The sequence below is a fragment of the Methylobacterium sp. genome (assembly GCF_028290105.1).
Classification (GTDB): Bacteria; Pseudomonadota; Alphaproteobacteria; order Rhizobiales; family Beijerinckiaceae; genus Methylobacterium.
The window spans coordinates 1-15585 of record NZ_JAQGKL010000029.1; the positions used below are offsets into that span (position 1 = coordinate 1).

The window sequence follows — 15585 nt, forward strand, 5'->3', positions numbered from 1 at the left end:
GCAACGCCGCGAGCGCGCCCCGGACCCGGATTCGCCCTTCGCGAAGCTCGCCGCGCTCAAGGCGCAACTCGAGTCGGGGAATGACCGCAAGCGCTGAGGCGCGATGAAGCCGGGGCGCCAGCGTCTCGACAAATGGCTGTGGTTCGCGCGCTTCGCGCGGACCCGCTCCCTGGCCGCGCGCCTCGTGACGGACGGCTATGTTCGGGTGAACGGGAAGCGCGCCGGAGCCTCCGCAACGGCGATCGGGCTCGGTGACGTCGTCACGGTGGCGGCGGCCCACGCGACCGTGATCGCGCGGGTGCTGGACCTTGGCGAGCGCCGAGGCTCGGCTCCGGAGGCGCAACTCCTCTATGAAATCATGGGCGATCCACCGGGGTGATCGGTCGGTCCACGTGTCCCAGCCGCGACACTCTGTGGCTGGCGGGACACCCTGCCGCCGCCCACGCTTGTCAGTCCCACGGACAGGGGCTAGAGCCAGCGCCATTCAGGACGGGCGCAGGCCCGAACCATCCTGCTCCGTGCCACGAAGCGTTAACGGATCCGTGCCCCGAATTGCGCGGGCGCCCCGGTATCGGGCGCTCACCGCGATCACCGGATCGAGGACTGAAGGCCCCATGACCTACGTCGTCACCGACAACTGCATCAAGTGCAAGTACATGGACTGCGTCGAGGTCTGTCCGGTGGACTGCTTCTACGAAGGCGAGAACATGCTCGTCATCCACCCGGACGAGTGCATTGATTGCGGCGTCTGCGAGCCGGAATGCCCGGCCGAGGCGATCAAGCCCGACACCGAGCCGAGCCTCGAGACCTGGCTCAAGGTGAACGCGGATTACGCCCGCTCCTGGCCCAACATCACCCAGAAGAAAGATGCCCCCTCCGACGCCAAGGCGTGGGATGGCGTCGCCGGCAAGTTCGAGGCGCATTTCTCGGCGGCCCCCGGCACGGGTGACTGACGCCACTTTCCGCGTCGCCGGCGATCGGATCGCAGGAGGCCGGAGCGTCGACCGAAAGTGGCTGTGGAGTGCGCCGGTCCCCCGGCCCGCGACGCTCCGGCCTGCCGGCAATCCTTTGATTCGGCGGTGCGTTTGTGCTATCAAGAGCGCCTGCCGTCGTTCGTGCCCGACGTGCCGCCTCCAGCCATCATCAGATGGGTCTCAAGTTCGCTTGTGGATCGGGGTCGCACGCGATCGATCGCTGAAGGCGTTCAAGCTTTCGGTGATTGGTTTCTCGTTGCGCGATGCGTCGGCACGCCCGGGAACCGGCAGGTGACGCATTCCAGGATGCGAACTCTTCGGACAAGGGGCTGAAGCCGGGTGACCCACCCCGGATTACAGGGTTCGGCGCGGCGTGCAAGGCCGCGCAATGTTCTGGAGGCGCTTCTCGCATGACCACAGCCAAGAAGACGACGGCAGGCCGCCAAGGCTTCAAGACCGGCGAAGCGGTCGTGTATCCGGCCCATGGCGTCGGGCGCATCACGGCGATCGAGGAGCAGGAGATCGCCGGCTATAAGCTCGAGCTGTTCGTCGTGTCGTTCGAGAAGGACAAGATGGTCCTGCGCGTCCCCACCGCGAAGGCCAACAGCGTCGGCATGCGCAAGCTGGCCGAGCCCGAGCTCGTGAAGAAGGCCCTCGACCTGCTCACCGGCCGCGCTCGGATCAAGCGCACCATGTGGTCGCGTCGCGCTCAGGAATACGAGGCCAAGATCAATTCGGGCGACCTGCTCTCGGTGACAGAAGTGGTGCGGGATCTCTTCCGCTCCGAGGCCCAGCCCGAGCAGTCCTACAGCGAGCGTCAGCTCTACGAATCGGCACTCGACCGCGTCGTGCGCGAGATTTCCTCGGTCAACCGCATCACCGAGACCGAGGCGCTCAAGCTCATCGAGCAGAGCCTCGCGAAGTCTCCGCGCCGCGCCAAGGGCGAAGCCGAGGCGGAAGGCGAAGCCGAGGGCGACGATCTGCAGGAAGAAGCTGCCTGATCCTCCGCCGACAACTGGGAATTGCTTCGAGCCCGGCGCGTTAGCGTCGGGCTCTTTCGTTTCCGGTTACCTGCGCTCCCCCATCCATGCACTTCCGCTCACTTGCGCGTGAGCCAGGCCATTCCCAGGGGAACCATCCACAGGACCCTGTGTTGTCGGGTTGCCAGTCACAGGTCCGAAGACCGATTTTCATCGGCAGCATGCGGCAGTGACCGGAAGCACACGTTTCATCGGGGCGGAGGCGGGGATGGCGGATATCGCAGGGATCCGGCGGCAGTTCATACGCACGGCGATGGAGGCGCCTTTCCTTGCGCGGGACGAGGAACGTGGGCTCGCCGTTCGCTGGAAGGACCAGCGCGACGAGCGCGCGCTGCACGGCCTGATCTCGGCGCATATGCGCCTCGTCATCGCGATCGCCGGCCGCTTCCGCCATTACGGCCTGCCCATGGCCGACCTGATCCAGGAAGGCCATGTGGGCCTGATGGAGGCCGCCGCCCGCTTCGAGCCGGAGCGTGAGGTTCGCTTCTCCACCTACGCCACCTGGTGGATCCGCGCCTCGATCCAGGATTATATCCTTCGCAACTGGTCGATCGTCCGGGGTGGGACGAGTTCGGCCCAGAAGGCCTTGTTCTTCAACCTGCGCCGCCTGCGGGCCAAGCTCATGCAGTCGACGGAAGAGCATGTCGGCGACGAGATCCACCGCCGCATCGCCACCGCCATCGGCGTCTCGCGCGAGGACGTGGCGCTGATGGACGCACGTCTCTCCGGGCCCGACATGTCGCTCAACGCCCCGGTCGGCGAGGAGAGCGAGGCATCCTCCGAGCGGATGGACTTTCTCGTCGACGGTGCCGCGCTGCCCGACGAGACCGTCTCGGCGACCGTCGATGGCGAGCGCCGCCTGACCTGGCTCAACGAAGCGCTGACGGTGCTGTCCGAGCGCGAGTTGCGCATTCTCAAGGAGCGCCGCCTCGCCGAGGACCAAGCCACTCTGGAGGCCCTCGGCCACCGTCTTGGCATCTCGAAGGAGCGCGTACGCCAAATCGAGAACCGCGCCTTGGAGAAACTGCGCCGCGCTCTTGCGGAGCGCTTTCCGCAAACGGGCGGGAACGTCTACGGATGAGGTGCCCGGGTGGGTGGCGCGCCTCGGTATCCGCTGTCCATGTGCCGGCATTTCACCTCACACGAAAGTGAGCTAAAACCGTCCTTCGATCTCAAACGATGGACGCGTGGACGATGCAGGAACCGACCCAGCCTCTGAATGCGATCATGGTTCTGGGCCTGCTCATCGCCGCGCTGATTCCGGCCAGCGTTGTGGCCACGTTGCAGAGCCAACTCGCCTGGTATCATGGGCTCGGCCTCTTTTACGGCGTCCTTGGAAGTGCCGAGGTCGGTTACCTGGGCCTCTTGCTTGCCCTGACCTGGGCGGAACGCTTGGCGCCGTTCAAGGCGCTGCGATAGTCCCACCCGGCCGATCATCCGTTCCGCAGATGTGGCAGGCCGCTACGCCCGTTCGGCAACCCGGCAGCGCCGTCTGGCACGTGAACCTCGAGGCCACCGCACCCATCGTGGCCGGAATGGCGGCGTGGCTGTCGGCGGATGAGGCCGCACGGGCGGACCGGTTCCTGCGGCGCGAGGATCGGGATCGCTTCATCCGGAGCCATCAGGCCCTTCGGTATATCCTCGCGGGATATCTCGATCGGTCACCCGAGGCCGTTCGTTTCCGGATCGGACCGCACGGGAAGCCCGAACTCGACGTCCCGGACCAGGACGCGCTTCATTTCAACCTCTCGCATTCCGGCCGGCACGCCCTGATCGGCGTTGCCGACGGGATCTCCATCGGCGTGGACGTCGAGGCCATCCGCCCATTCGGCGACCCGATGGCGGTTGCGCGCGCGCATTTCCATCCCGGCGAAATTGCGGATCTGGCGCGCCTGTCGGGGGCTGCCCAGGAGGCTGCGTTCTTCGCCTGCTGGACGCGCAAGGAGGCGGTGGTGAAGGCACTCGGCACCGGCCTTTCGTTCCCCCTCGACCGTTTCCGTGTCGCCCTCCCCCCGGCCGATCCCGCGGTTCTGCGATGGGAAGGTGCCGGGGAGCCCACTCCCGAATGGACCATCCACCACCTCGACCCTGGTGTGGATGCTGTCGGCGCCGTGGCGATCGCGCAGGTCTGCGAGCCCTGCATCCGCTACCGTCTGCCGCCGGATTGGGCGGAGGCCGCGTGACGCCGTCCCCCTCGCGATTTCTCGCACCAAGGCGCTTGCGGCCCCCGATGGGGCTCGCTATACGTCCGCTCGCCGACGGGAAGCCGCCGGCTCTGTCGGAGTGTAGCGCAGTCTGGTAGCGCACCACGTTCGGGACGTGGGGGTCGCAGGTTCAAATCCTGCCACTCCGACCAGTGTTTCCTTTAAGGAAACCGGTCTTCCCGGCTCAGAGAGCACAACACCCGTTATCGATTGGAAGCTGGCACCGCCGCGAATCGGTGGCGATGGCTTGCGTTCTCCAACGCGGCATGCGCTCACGCAAGTTCCCGATATTCGCTAGCCGACCCGCAAGACATCAGCACCTTGACGTCTGTCTTTGCCGCCCCTGCGCCGTAGAGACTGGCGGCCCGAAAGCATTCCTTCCGCCTGCGCGGAATGCACGCGGTCTTCTTTTGGCGGCAACGCACGGCCACCTCGCGCGTAACCTCTTCGGATCTGTGCCGATCGCGGTCCGAACGGGACGAAGACTCATGCGACACAAACCTCTTCGCAACCAGGTGATCGTGATCACCGGCGCGTCCAGCGGTATCGGCTTGGCCACCGCGCGCATGGCCGCGGAACGGGGCGCCCGCGTCGTGCTGGCCGCGCGCAGTGGCGATGTCCTCGCGCGCATCGTGAGAGAGATCGAGGCACAGGGCGGCCGTGCCCTCGCTGTCACCGCCGATGTCGGCCAGCGCAAGGAGGTCCAGGCCATCGCGGATGCCGCGCTGGCGGCCTTCGGGGGGTTCGACACCTGGGTCAACGTCGCGGGCCTCACCGTCTACGGCCCCTTGCGAGAGATCGCGGACGCGGACCACGAGCGGCTGATCCAGACGAACCTCTGGGGCACGATCTACGGCTCGCTCGTCGCCGTCGAGCACCTGCGCCAACGGGGTGGCGCCCTGGTCAATGTCGGCAGCATCGCGTCGGATCTCGCCTTTCCATTCCAGGGGCTCTACGCCACCTCGAAACACGCGGTGAAAGGTTTCACCGACACCCTGCGCATGGAGCTCATCGCGGAGGGCGCACAGGTCTCCGTCACGCTGGTGAAGCCCGCCTCCATCGATACGCCGCTGCCCCAGCGCGCCCGCAACTACATGGACCGCGAGCCGACGCTGCCGCCGCCGATCTATCCGCCGGAGGAAGTGGCCAACGCCATCCTGCACGCGGCCGTCCACCCGCAACGCGACATCTTCGTGGGCGGCGGCGGCAAGCTCTTCGTCATGGGCAAGGAATTCGCGCCCGGAGCCTATGACGAGCTGGCGCCGGCCATCATCGCGCTCCAGAAGCGCACCGAGCGACCGCGGGAGCCGGAAGGCGCCCTGCATGCGCCTCGGAACGCCGGACAGGTTCGGGGCGATCCGCCGATCTACGTCATGCGGACGAGCGCCTACACGCGGGCCACCCTCCACCCCCTCGCCACCACGGCGGTGGGTCTCGGGCTGGCGGCCTCGGTGGCGGCGCTCGTCGGCGGCCTGAACCCGCGCCGGACGCGCGGGCGTTAGAACGCGGCGGCGATCCGGATTCCTGTGCCGGATCGCTCAGCCGGATTCCAGGTCCATCGGGGCTGCCTTGCGGCTCGGTTTCGCTCCCTCGGTGATGCCGAAATTCGCCGGGGCGGCGGGGGACACGAACAGGCTCGCGATCCGCGAGAATTCCGGCGTGCGGAGGTAGCCATAGGATTTGTGGTGGTTGGGCTCGCCCGTCGGCCGCCGATAGTCGTTGACCACCCGGTGATCGGCGATCTCCACGCCGGTGTCGCTCGGTACGAAGTCGGTCGCCAGAGCGCCCGTGACCGCGACGATGTCGTTGCCGTCGGCGAGGTTGGTCCAGTGCCGGACGTTGTTCGGCACGCGGGCTTCACCGCACTCGGCCACGATCTTGAGCTTCACCTTCGCCAGCCCCAGGGGTGAGCCCACGGTGACCAGATGCTCGACCTGGAGATCCGGAGCGTCGCGCTCCAGAAGGCGCAGCACGTCGTAGGCGATGACCGACCCCATCGAATGCGCCACCAGCAGGATGCGATGATCGCGAAATTCCCGCAGGCGCTCGATCAGCCGTGCCCGCACCTGGCGCGCGAACGTCTGCTCCACATGGTAGTGCCAGAGATCGTCGAAGCGATGCTCCAGGATGACGTCGTCGACGAACGTGACGCCGGTCATCTCCTCGACGCGCTCGATCCCCGCATACACGGTGGCGAGCAGATCCTGACCCGTGAGCTTGGGCGCGCTTTCCTCACCGGGTAGCGCCGAGGCGCCGGCCTGCGGCCGGTACGGCTCGGGAATGTCGTCGCTGGCGAGCGGCGCGTCGTAGCGAAGGTCGGCCCAGTAGACGAACGAGAGAGGGACCACGGCGTCCGTCAGACCCTGGTTTCGTGCCAGCCCCTCCGCGATGGCGCATGTCCACCAGCGCGTCTTCTCATCGACCGGCGGCTTGTTAGCCAAGCCGTGGATCCCGATGATGACGCTGGGCCGTTCCATGTCCGTCGATGCTCTCCTGATGGCGTGGAGGCTTTCGTGCCGCGCGCGGACCCAAACGCCCGGGGTGGGAAAACGGTTCGGCGGTGCATCCGTCGGAGCACGCGACCAAACGCGCAGACGATCCGGCTCGCGCGCCGTCGTGCACGCGTGTGCCTCCTGAGGCGGCGCGTCTCCGCGTGTCTCGGATGAACTCAAAGGCGCTCGTAGACGAAGCGCTCGTCGCTCCGCGCGCGAGACGCCAGCCAGTCGGCCCCCCGAACCATGTCGCGGTTGCCCGCCAATATTCGGTCTCGGATGGAGGATGGCGAGAAGTCGAAGCTCTTAGCCGAGAGCTGGTCCGCGCCGGCCTGATGGACGATGTGGAGCAGCGTGACCGCCGGGCCGTGCGGGTCGAGCTGCTGGCGCAGGGCGTATTCCCGCTTCAGCCCCGCCACCGCACGCCGGGCCGCGCTGGCGAAGATGAGATCGTTGGCCCGCTCCAGCACGGCATCGAGCGAACCCGGCTTGGGGGCCTGGAGGCCGAACAGGTCGAGCGCGATGCAGACGAGGTCCCGGGTCGGCTCGACGGCGAAGAGCGGATCGAGGGGCAGATTGTTGGTGTAGCCGATGTCGCCCAGCAGCCGGCCATCGACCTCCACCGGCGGAAAGGCCGGCAGGAGCGCCGTGCTCGCCATGACGTGCTCGGGCCGTATCGTCTCGCGGGTGGTGTCGAGATAGACCTCCTCGCCGCTCGCGACATCGACGCAGGCGATGGTGAGGCGGGTCTCACCGCTGTTGAGGCGGTCGAAATCGACGAGGCGCTTCAGGGTGCCCAGCAGGGGCGTGTTGTCGAACAGGGCGACGTCGTTGGGCATCCAGGGCAGGGCCGACCAGAGCCCGGGCAGGCGGTGCTGGAAGATGCTCGGCCGGCCCCAGGCCAGGGTCAGCAGCGCGTGCATCCCATTGTAGACCTGTCGGGGCTTCAACCCGTCCGTCAGGCTGAGGCCAGTGTGCAGCGTCGCCTCGCTCCAGAACTGACGCAGCTTCCCGGCTCGATCCTCCGGGGCGTTGCCGACGATGATCGCGGCCGTCACCGCGCCCATCGAGGCTCCCACGACCCAATCCGGCCTGATCCCGCGCGAATGCAAAACCTCGTAGGCGCCCGCGTGGTAGGCGCCGAGGGCGTTGCCCCCGGCCAGGACGAGGGCGGTGTCGTGGGTGCGCAAGGGCGTGGCCTTGGTGGCGGCCGGTTCGGAGGAGACGTCGTCGTTCGGGGACAATGACACGGGTGGAGCGAGCCTGCGGGTGCGTGTGGAAGCGAAGGGCCGACGCAGCAACCTCGACCGAGGGAGCGTCTTCAAGATGATGCCGTGCCGCGTGCCAAAGTTCCCGCCGGGCGTCCGCGCAGGAACGCGAAGGCGACGCGGGTAACCGGGAAAGAGGAACGATGCGGCGGGCTCAGAACAGCGCGACCATGCCGACGCCGACGATCATGAAAACCGCGCCGAGAACGCGCAATAAGCTCGCCGGATGCACCGCAAAGCCGATCCAACCATAGTTGTCGAGCACGATCGAGGCGACCACGCCCACTGTCACGATGATGCCGAGGAAGGAGGCGGCGCCCATGGAAGGCGAGGCGTAGAGCTGCGCCAGGATTAGCAGGACGCTGAGACATCCGCCGAACCACGCCCACCACGGCACCTGCGCCATCTGGTGGCCGCTCGGCATTTCGAGCTTGCCCAAGGCGAGGCCGCCCGCGAGCATGGCACCGGTGCTGACGAGCAGGACCACCAATCCGGCGGTGACAGGCAACCCGAGGGATTTGGAGAGGGCCGCATTCTGACCGGGCTGGACCGCGTTCGCGAGCCCGGCGAGGATCGTTAGACCGTAAAGATACCACATGCAGCGGTAGCGCCGCCGCGCGCGGCCAAGTTTCGTCGTTTGTCGCGCCTGCGTCGATTGTACCGGAATCTCGCCCGATGCGCCGCATGATAGGTCCCATCCGAGCCGCGATGGGCGCTGTCAGCGACGGCATGAAGACGCCCGGTCCAGGTCAAGACGGCAGGCCCTGGGGTTGCGGGTTCAGGCTGGTTGAGAGCGCCCGGGCGAGGTCGGCCTGCACGAAGGGTTTGCTCAGGCGCACGAGGCCCGTGAGGCTGTCCTCCGGCAATTCGGCGTAGCCGCTGGCGAGGATGACCGGCAGGGCGGCGCGTTCGGATTTGAGCAAGGCGATCAGCTGAACGCCGGTCATGTGCGGCATCATCTGATCCGTGATCATGAGGTCGACAGCTTCGGCGGAGCGCCGCAGGACGCGGAGAGCCTGATCACCCGAGCTCGCCTCGATCACCGCATGGCCGAGATCCTCCAGCATGGCGGAGGTGTTCATCAGCACGAGGGGATCGTCGTCGACCACCAGCACCGTCAGCGGCTTGAGGGCCGGCGGCGTCGAATCCTCCGCCTGCGGCGCCTCCGTCACCGAGATTCCCGCCTCGGCTTCGGGCAGCCACAACTCGGCGGTGGTGCCCCGGCCCTCGACGCTCCTGAGGATCAGGCGCCCCCCCGATTGCTCGGCAAAGCCGTGCACCATGGAGAGTCCGAGGCCGGTGCCCTTGCCGACGCCCTTGGTGGTGAAGAACGGCTCGGCGGCCCGGGCCAGCGTCGCCGCATCCATGCCTTCGCCCGTATCGGCCACCGACAGGCAGACATAGCGGCCGGGCTTGAGCTCCGCACCCGCTTCGCTCCCTATGAATGCCTCGCGGGCCGCGATGGTGATCGTGCCGCCCGCCGGCATGGCGTCGCGGGCGTTCACCGTCAGGTTCAGGAGCGCGAGTTCGAGCTGGTTCGCGTCGGCGAAGGCGAGCGGGAGCCGCAGGGGAAATTGCGTCACGACCGGGATGTTGGAGCCGATCGAGCGCTGCAGCAGCTCGGCCATGCCGCGCACGCGTTCGGGAATGTCGACCGGGCCCGTTTCCAGATCCTGCCGGCGCGCGAAGGCGAGCATCCGCTTGGTCAGGATCGCGCCGCGATCGGCGGCCTGGATCGCGTTGTCGATCAACCGCAGGAGCTTGCGGTCCGCCGGCAGGTGTTTCCGCGCCAGATGCAGGCTGCCGAGCACGACGGCCAGCAGGTTGTTGAAGTCGTGCGCGACGCCCCCGGTCAGTTGCCCGACCGCTTCCATCTTCTGGGATTGGATGAAGCGGGCGCGGGTCTCCTCGAGGGTTTGCTGCGCCTGTTTGCGCTCCGTGATGTCCCGCGTGATCTTGGCAAAGCCCACGAGTTCATCGTGCTCGCCCCGGATCGGATCGATGACCACGTGGGCCCAGAACCGCGTGCCATCCTTACGAACGCGCCAGCCCTCGGCTTCGAAGCGCCCTTCGGTGGCAGCGGTGCTCAAGGCACGCGCGGGCAATCCGGTGGACCGATCCGCATCGGTGTAGAACCGCGAGAAATGCTCGCCGATGATCTCGTCGTCCGTATAGCCCTTGAAGCGCTGCGCGCCCCGGTTCCAGCTCGACACCTTGCCCTGCGGATCGAGCATGTAGATGGCGTAGTCCTGCACGCCCTGGACCAGGATGCGGAAACGCTGCTCGCTCAGCTTGAGGGCGTCCCGAGTCGCCTTCCGTTCGCTGAGGTCGCGGGTCACCTTGGCGTAGCCGATGAGGTGGCCGTCCTCGCGCCGGATCGGGTCGATCAGCACGTGCGCCCACATCAGGCTGCCGTCCTTGCGAACGCGCCAGCCCTCCTGTTCGAAGCGGCCCTCGGACGCCGCGATCCCCAGGGCCCGGCCGGGCAGGTCCGTGGCGCGATCCGCCTCCGTATAGAACCGCGAGAAATGCTGACCGATGATCTCCCGATCCGTATAGCCCTTGAACCGTTCGGCGCCGCGGTTCCAGCTCACGACATGGCCCTGCGGATCGAGCATGTAGATTGCGTAATCGACGATCGACTCAACCAACAGGCGGTAGCGATCATCGTGATCGACGGCCGCTTCTAGGACCTCGGGTGTCGTCATCGTTTGATTTTGCTGCTGGCGGAGATCGCTATGTTCGAGTGACATATACGACAACGCGCAAGGACTGCACTATGCTGCCCCCGAACGCGCGCTTTGCATGAAAACGCACGGTTGTCCCGGAAATGCGCGGACACGGCCGAAGGGAATGAGAGAGCCGTCAGAGCCTGCGAACGGCGAGCGCCACGTCCGTGACGAAGGGCGGGACGGCGATCTGCGTGGCGCCCGGGTCATTCGCCTCGATCGTCTGCGTTTCCCGGACGAAACCCGCTCCGGTGTCCCAGGCCGTGAGGCCATAGCGACCGGTCCCCAGGCCCGGCAGCGCGAGGCGGATCGTGAGCGGCGGCACATCGCGGCGCAGGCGGCCGTCGCGCGCGCGGGGGTTCGTGCGCAGGCACCAGATCACCGCTTGGTCCGTGTCCCCGCAGGCGAAGACCGCCATGCCGCGCGGAACCGGCCCCATCTCCGCGCTCAGATTGCGCCGACGAAAGCGCGTCCAGTCGATCAGAGGCAGGAAGCCCGCGAGGCTGCGTTGGGCGCGGCGCATTCCGGACGTGAGCCTGTGCGGGTGCCGGTTCGGCCAGCGCATCCCGCCCCCGGCCCCGCCGCTCGCCAGGTGCGCCCACTGCATGTGGCGAAAGTACTCGTCGTCGAAGGCCTCCGGCAGGGTGACGTGCCGGTCCTTGAAGCTGTGGATCGGGCCGTGCTCGGTGTCGAGGAAGGGCCGGCCGTCCCGGATCTGGCTCAGGCTCTCGCGGACGATCCGGCCCATGGCGATCGCCGGAGCGACGGTGTTGCGCGGGTCGTCGATGCTGCCGCTCGCGTAGATGTGGATCGACGCGAAATCGAGATCCGGGTGGCGGAAGATCGGCTCCGCCATCGGCAGGTGCGCGCGCGAGACGAGTTCCGGCCCGAAGAGGGACACCGTCTGCGGGTGGGTGCGACCGTAGAGCTTGGTTTCCAGCGCCCGGACATGCCGGCTCAGATCGGTGATGAAGGGGCCAAAGCCCTCCACGCTATCCTCGCCATGGGCCGGGTGGATCTCGTTCCAGAGGTCCCACGCGAACAGGACGCCCGAGCCGCCCCATCGCTCGACCGCGAAGGTGAGCCGGTCCTTGATCGCCGTGCGCACCGCCGCGTCGAGGAGGAAGCGGGAGGGATGCGCCAGCGGCCCGCCGTTGCGGGCGTTGTAGGGATGGTGGCGCCAGTGCAGCCACATCCAGAACGTATCGAACGGCGTCAGCAGGATACGCAGGCCGACCTTTTCGCAAAGGGCGAACAGGTCGTCCCAGAGCCGGACCATGGCGGGCACGAAATGGCCGACGGGACGCTCGATGTAGCGGTGGCGCACCTGGGCGTATTCGAGCATCAGGCGCAGGCAGGTGACGCCGTGCTCGACGAGATGGCGCAGGTGCGCCTCCACCGTGGCGAGGTCGCGGCGGCGGAAGAGGCCCGCGAGTTCATCCCAGCTGATCGCATCGTTCTGGCCCACCGGCGTCCAGGTGGCACCGGCTTCAGTGACGAAGTAAGGGATGCCTGGGCCGGCGATCTGGACCCAGGGCAGCGGGACAGGCCCTCGATGCGCGATGGAACCTGCCGTCGGCGTGGGTGTGTCATCGGGAAATCGGGTGCTGTCCGGGAAGTCGAGACCGGGTCGGTCGGCGCGCGCGTCGTGCTCGGTCATCCCACCATCGTCATGTTGGATCTCAGATCGTCCCCTTGGGGGTCTCACCGTTCGGCGAACGCGCCTGCGACGCCGTTCCGGGCGAGCCGATCGCAGCGAGGGCGAACGATCAGCGCCTCGTCGCGTTAATCGATACGGCTCGATATCGCGTGGATGCATCCATGAAAATCGCCTTCGATGGGTTCCTGGTAAACCTGGGCGTTCTCGCCGAATGTCACCGCCAGCAGAGACTCGGGTCAGGCCGAAGACTTCTGACGGGGCGGCGGGCCGGAATCATCCATCGATTGCTCGGCTGAGGCCGGTCGTGGCGCACTGACCTGCGATCGACTGGTCCCGAATGGGTACAATAGCGGACGCGTGGGGACCAATCCGGCCGGTCCGCGTTAGTGTCATAAGTCATTCCTTCCAAGGCGCACTCGAACCGAGCCGATGGCTCTCGGGTGTCTCAATCTCCCGCATGGTATTCATGGCCGCTTCGCAGACAACGCGTGCCCCCAGCGCCCGCAACATCGTGTCGACCGGCGTGGCCGGCCTCGACTGCATCCTCGCCGGGGGCCTGAGCCGGGGCCGCCTCTACCTCTTCGAGGGCAGGCCCGGCACCGGCAAGACGACCCTGGCCCTGCAGTTTCTCCTGAACGGTGTCGCGGCCGGAGAGAGGGGGCTCTACGTCACCCTGTCCGAGAGCGCGGACGAACTCGAATTCGCGGCCGCCTCGCATGGCTGGTCCCTCGACGGCATCGAGATCTACGAACTCGTCAACGAACTCGGGCTCGATCCCGACAGCGAGCAGTCGGTGCTGCACCCCTCCGAAGTCGAACTCGGTGAGACCGTCCGCGAGGTCATCGACCGGGTGGACGTGCTGCGCCCCCAGCGCGTGGTGTTCGACAGCCTGTCCGAACTTCGCCTGCTCGCCCAGAATCCATTGCGCTACCGTCGGCAGATTCTGGCCTTGAAGCAGATGTTCGCCGCCCGCGGATGCACAGTGCTGCTGCTCGACGACAACTCGGCCGACGTGCAGCTTCACAGCATCGCCCACGGGGTGGTCGTGCTGGAGCAGTCGCGGCGCGAATTCGGCGCGGCGCGCCGGCGGATCAACGTCCTGAAGATGCGTGGCACCAAGTTCCGTGGCGGCCTCCACGACTTCGTCCTCGACACCGGCGGCGTCGAGGTCTTCCCGAGCCTCGTGGCGGCCGACCACAAGGCCCCCTTCGACCCGAACCCGGCCTCCACCGGCCTGACGGAACTCGATCTCCTCCTCGGCGGCGGGCTGGTCCCGGGAACTAACACCCTGCTGCTCGGGCCCTCCGGGGTTGGCAAGACCACGACGGCGATACGCTGCCTGCTGGCCGCCCTGGAGCGCGGGGCGCACGGGACGTACTTCCTGTTCGACGAGGGCCGGCCCACCATGCTGGCACGCGCGCGGATGCTGGGCATGGACCTCGACGCCCATATCGCGAGCGGCGCCCTGACCATCGTGGAGATCAACCCCGCCGAGCTCTCGCCGGGTGAGTTCGCCTGTCAGGTCCGCAATGCGGTGGAGGACAATGGCTCGACCTTCGTCGCCATCGACAGCCTGAACGCCTACATCCACGCCATGCCGGGCGAGGAGTATCTCGTGCTGCAGATGCACGAGCTCCTGAACTACCTCAACCAGAAGGGCGTCACCACGATCCTGGTCCTCGGCCAGCACGGCGTCATCGGCGACGTTCGCTCCGACATCGACCTCAGCTATCTCAGCGACGCCATCCTGCTGTTCCGCTACTTCGAGGCCAAGGGCGAGGTCCGCACGGCGCTGTCGGTGGTCAAAAGCCGGGTCAACGCCCACGAGCGGACCATCCGGGAACTGAAGCTCTCGTCCGACGGGATCCAGGTCGGCGACGCACTCACCGACTTCCAGGGCATTCTCACCGGGCTCCCCTCCTACGAAGGCAAGGTCCCGATGCTGAAGGGCGCGGCGTCCGCCGCCAGCGCGCAGCAATGACGGCAGCCCGGCCCGACGAATCCCGCGTCCTGATCCTGGCGCCGCGCGGACGCGACGCCGCCGTGATGGCGCAATTGCTGGCCCGATCGGGCACGGCGCCCACGGTCTGCGCCGACGGCGCGGCGTGGCTCGCGGCCCTCGCGGCTTCCGCCGGGACATCCATCGTGACCGAGGAGGCGCTTCTCGAGGTCGATCCGGATCGGCTCGACGCCTGGCTGTCGGCCCAGCCGCCCTGGTCGGACTTCCCCTTCATCATGCTGGCGACGCGGCAGGCCGGTCGGCGCACGGCCTCGGCGTCGGCCATGATCGAGCGTCTCGGCAACGTCGTCCTGCTGGAGCGGCCGATCAACGCCGAGACCCTGGTCAGTGCCGTCGCCTCCGCGCTGCGGGTGCGCCGCCGCCAGTATCAGGCCCGCGAACACATCCACGAACGCGAGGAGGTGCAGGCGCGCCTGCGGATCGCGAACGAGACGCTGGAGCGGCGTGTCGAGGAGCGCACCCGCGAGGTCGAGGCGGCCCGCGAGACGCTGGCCTTCGCCCTCGATTCCGCCGGGATGGGCTCCTGGGACCTCGATCTCGTCAACGACACGACCCGGCGCTCCTGCCGGCACGACGCCATCTTCGGCTACGACCGGCCGGTCTCGACCTGGGGCCGGGCCGACTTCCTGGCCCATGCGCTGCCCGAGGACCGCGACCGCGTAGCGGCGGCCTTCGCCGAGGCGCTCGGGTCCGGCACACTGGACCTCGAATGCCGCATCCAGCGGCCGGACGGGACCGTCCGGTGGATCGCCGCCAAGGGGCAAGCCACCTACGACGCGGATGGCGCGGCCGTCCGCATGGCCGGCATCGTCCTCGACCGAACCGACCAGCGCAACACCGAGGAGGCGCTGCGCCAGGCCCAGAAGATGGAGGCGGTGGGGCAGCTGACGGGCGGAATCGCGCACGATTTCAACAACCTCCTCACCGGGGTCATCGGAGCGCTCGACCTCCTGCAGACCCGGCTCGCGCAAGGCCGGATCGACCATCTCGACCGGTACGCCAAGGCCGCGACCTCCTCGGCGAACCGTGCGGCCGCCCTGACGCACCGCCTTCTCGCCTTCTCGCGCCGGCAGCCGCTCGATCCGCGGCCCGTGCAGGCGAACCAGCTCGTGACCGGCATGGAGGACCTACTGAGGCGCACGCTCGGCGAGTCGATCAGCCTGGAGATCGTCACGGCGGGCGCGCTCTGGCTGACGCT

The 15585-nt window shown here is 67.6% G+C and carries 14 protein-coding genes and 1 tRNA gene; 10 read left to right on the plus strand and 5 right to left on the minus strand.

From position 1 onward, the window contains the following. The first annotated feature begins 103 nt into the window (after positions 1-103). The 8 genes from JWQ05_RS02230 (at position 104) to JWQ05_RS02265 (ending at position 5720) form a co-directional block, all read left to right on the plus strand. Positions 104-379: an RNA-binding S4 domain-containing protein gene (locus JWQ05_RS02230; protein ID WP_299653815.1), complete on the plus strand. Its 276-nt coding sequence runs from the start codon at positions 104-106 to the stop codon at positions 377-379. Positions 380-614: 235 nt separating this feature from the next. Further along, positions 615-953 carry a ferredoxin FdxA gene (gene fdxA, locus JWQ05_RS02235; protein WP_299653818.1) on the plus strand — a complete coding sequence of 113 codons (339 nt, stop codon included), beginning with the start codon at positions 615-617 and terminating at the stop codon, positions 951-953. Positions 954-1384: 431 nt separating this feature from the next. Continuing rightward, the gene (locus JWQ05_RS02240) at positions 1385-1975 is read left to right on the plus strand and encodes a CarD family transcriptional regulator (RefSeq protein ID WP_299653851.1); all 591 of its coding nucleotides are present in this window, start codon (positions 1385-1387) and stop codon (positions 1973-1975) included. 247 nt (positions 1976-2222) lie between these two features. Continuing rightward, the gene (locus JWQ05_RS02245; protein WP_299653821.1) at positions 2223-3095 is read left to right on the plus strand and encodes an RNA polymerase factor sigma-32; all 873 of its coding nucleotides are present in this window, start codon (positions 2223-2225) and stop codon (positions 3093-3095) included. Between the two features lie 113 nt (positions 3096-3208). Next, positions 3209-3433, plus strand: a complete 225-nt coding sequence (locus JWQ05_RS02250; RefSeq protein ID WP_299653824.1) for a hypothetical protein — start codon at positions 3209-3211, stop codon at positions 3431-3433. A gap of 29 nt (positions 3434-3462) precedes the next feature. Continuing rightward, positions 3463-4197 (plus strand): 4'-phosphopantetheinyl transferase superfamily protein, encoded by a 735-nt coding sequence (locus JWQ05_RS02255; RefSeq protein ID WP_299653827.1) that lies wholly within the window; start codon positions 3463-3465, stop codon positions 4195-4197. A 96-nt stretch (positions 4198-4293) separates the two neighbouring features. After that, positions 4294-4370: transfer RNA gene (locus JWQ05_RS02260), tRNA-Pro, on the plus strand. Positions 4371-4706: 336 nt separating this feature from the next. Beyond that, entirely contained in the window at positions 4707-5720 is a 1014-nt protein-coding gene (locus tag JWQ05_RS02265; protein ID WP_299653830.1) for an SDR family oxidoreductase, read from the plus strand. Between the two features lie 36 nt (positions 5721-5756). Here JWQ05_RS02265 and JWQ05_RS02270 read toward each other — a convergent pair whose 3' ends face one another. The 5 genes from JWQ05_RS02270 to JWQ05_RS02290 all read right to left on the minus strand — a co-directional run bounded on the left by JWQ05_RS02270 (position 5757) and on the right by JWQ05_RS02290 (position 12367). Continuing rightward, positions 5757-6695 (minus strand): hypothetical protein, encoded by a 939-nt coding sequence (locus tag JWQ05_RS02270; protein WP_299653833.1) that lies wholly within the window; start codon positions 6693-6695, stop codon positions 5757-5759. A gap of 191 nt (positions 6696-6886) precedes the next feature. Beyond that, positions 6887-7900, minus strand: coding sequence for a patatin-like phospholipase family protein (locus JWQ05_RS02275; RefSeq protein WP_299653854.1), 1014 nt, complete (start codon positions 7898-7900; stop codon positions 6887-6889). Between the two features lie 232 nt (positions 7901-8132). After that, the gene (locus tag JWQ05_RS02280; protein WP_299653836.1) at positions 8133-8576 is read right to left on the minus strand and encodes a DMT family transporter; all 444 of its coding nucleotides are present in this window, start codon (positions 8574-8576) and stop codon (positions 8133-8135) included. Positions 8577-8727: 151 nt separating this feature from the next. After that, positions 8728-10686 (minus strand): PAS domain-containing sensor histidine kinase, encoded by a 1959-nt coding sequence (locus tag JWQ05_RS02285; RefSeq protein WP_299653839.1) that lies wholly within the window; start codon positions 10684-10686, stop codon positions 8728-8730. Between the two features lie 157 nt (positions 10687-10843). Beyond that, complete coding sequence (locus tag JWQ05_RS02290) at positions 10844-12367, minus strand: hypothetical protein (RefSeq protein WP_299653842.1); 1524 nt, start codon at positions 12365-12367, stop codon at positions 10844-10846. A gap of 466 nt (positions 12368-12833) precedes the next feature. On the opposite strand from JWQ05_RS02290, the gene JWQ05_RS02295 reads away from it, so the two are divergent. Both JWQ05_RS02295 and JWQ05_RS02300 read left to right on the plus strand, forming a co-directional pair. Further along, entirely contained in the window at positions 12834-14348 is a 1515-nt protein-coding gene (locus JWQ05_RS02295; protein WP_299653845.1) for an ATPase domain-containing protein, read from the plus strand. Then, positions 14345-15585, plus strand: a 1241-nt coding sequence (locus JWQ05_RS02300) for a PAS domain-containing hybrid sensor histidine kinase/response regulator (RefSeq protein ID WP_299653848.1), incomplete at its 3' end; no start/stop codon positions are given. The genes JWQ05_RS02295 and JWQ05_RS02300, both read left to right, overlap by 4 nt.

Excerpts from the sequence above, each read along its gene's own strand:
- JWQ05_RS02240 (WP_299653851.1), top strand. The coding sequence starts at position 1,385 with ATGACCACAGCCAAGAAGACGACGGCAGGCCGCCAAGGCTTCAAGACC.
- JWQ05_RS02280 (WP_299653836.1), bottom strand. The coding sequence starts at position 8,576 with ATGTGGTATCTTTACGGTCTAACGATCCTCGCCGGGCTCGCGAACGCG.
- JWQ05_RS02255 (WP_299653827.1), top strand. The coding sequence starts at position 3,463 with ATGTGGCAGGCCGCTACGCCCGTTCGGCAACCCGGCAGCGCCGTCTGG.
- JWQ05_RS02265 (WP_299653830.1), top strand. The coding sequence starts at position 4,707 with ATGCGACACAAACCTCTTCGCAACCAGGTGATCGTGATCACCGGCGCG.
- JWQ05_RS02230 (WP_299653815.1), top strand. The coding sequence starts at position 104 with ATGAAGCCGGGGCGCCAGCGTCTCGACAAATGGCTGTGGTTCGCGCGC.
- JWQ05_RS02250 (WP_299653824.1), top strand. The coding sequence starts at position 3,209 with ATGCAGGAACCGACCCAGCCTCTGAATGCGATCATGGTTCTGGGCCTG.
- JWQ05_RS02270 (WP_299653833.1), bottom strand. The coding sequence starts at position 6,695 with ATGGAACGGCCCAGCGTCATCATCGGGATCCACGGCTTGGCTAACAAG.
- JWQ05_RS02245 (WP_299653821.1), top strand. The coding sequence starts at position 2,223 with ATGGCGGATATCGCAGGGATCCGGCGGCAGTTCATACGCACGGCGATG.
- JWQ05_RS02290 (WP_299653842.1), bottom strand. The coding sequence starts at position 12,367 with ATGACCGAGCACGACGCGCGCGCCGACCGACCCGGTCTCGACTTCCCG.
- fdxA (WP_299653818.1), top strand. The coding sequence starts at position 615 with ATGACCTACGTCGTCACCGACAACTGCATCAAGTGCAAGTACATGGAC.
- JWQ05_RS02285 (WP_299653839.1), bottom strand. The coding sequence starts at position 10,686 with ATGACGACACCCGAGGTCCTAGAAGCGGCCGTCGATCACGATGATCGC.
- JWQ05_RS02295 (WP_299653845.1), top strand. The coding sequence starts at position 12,834 with ATGGCCGCTTCGCAGACAACGCGTGCCCCCAGCGCCCGCAACATCGTG.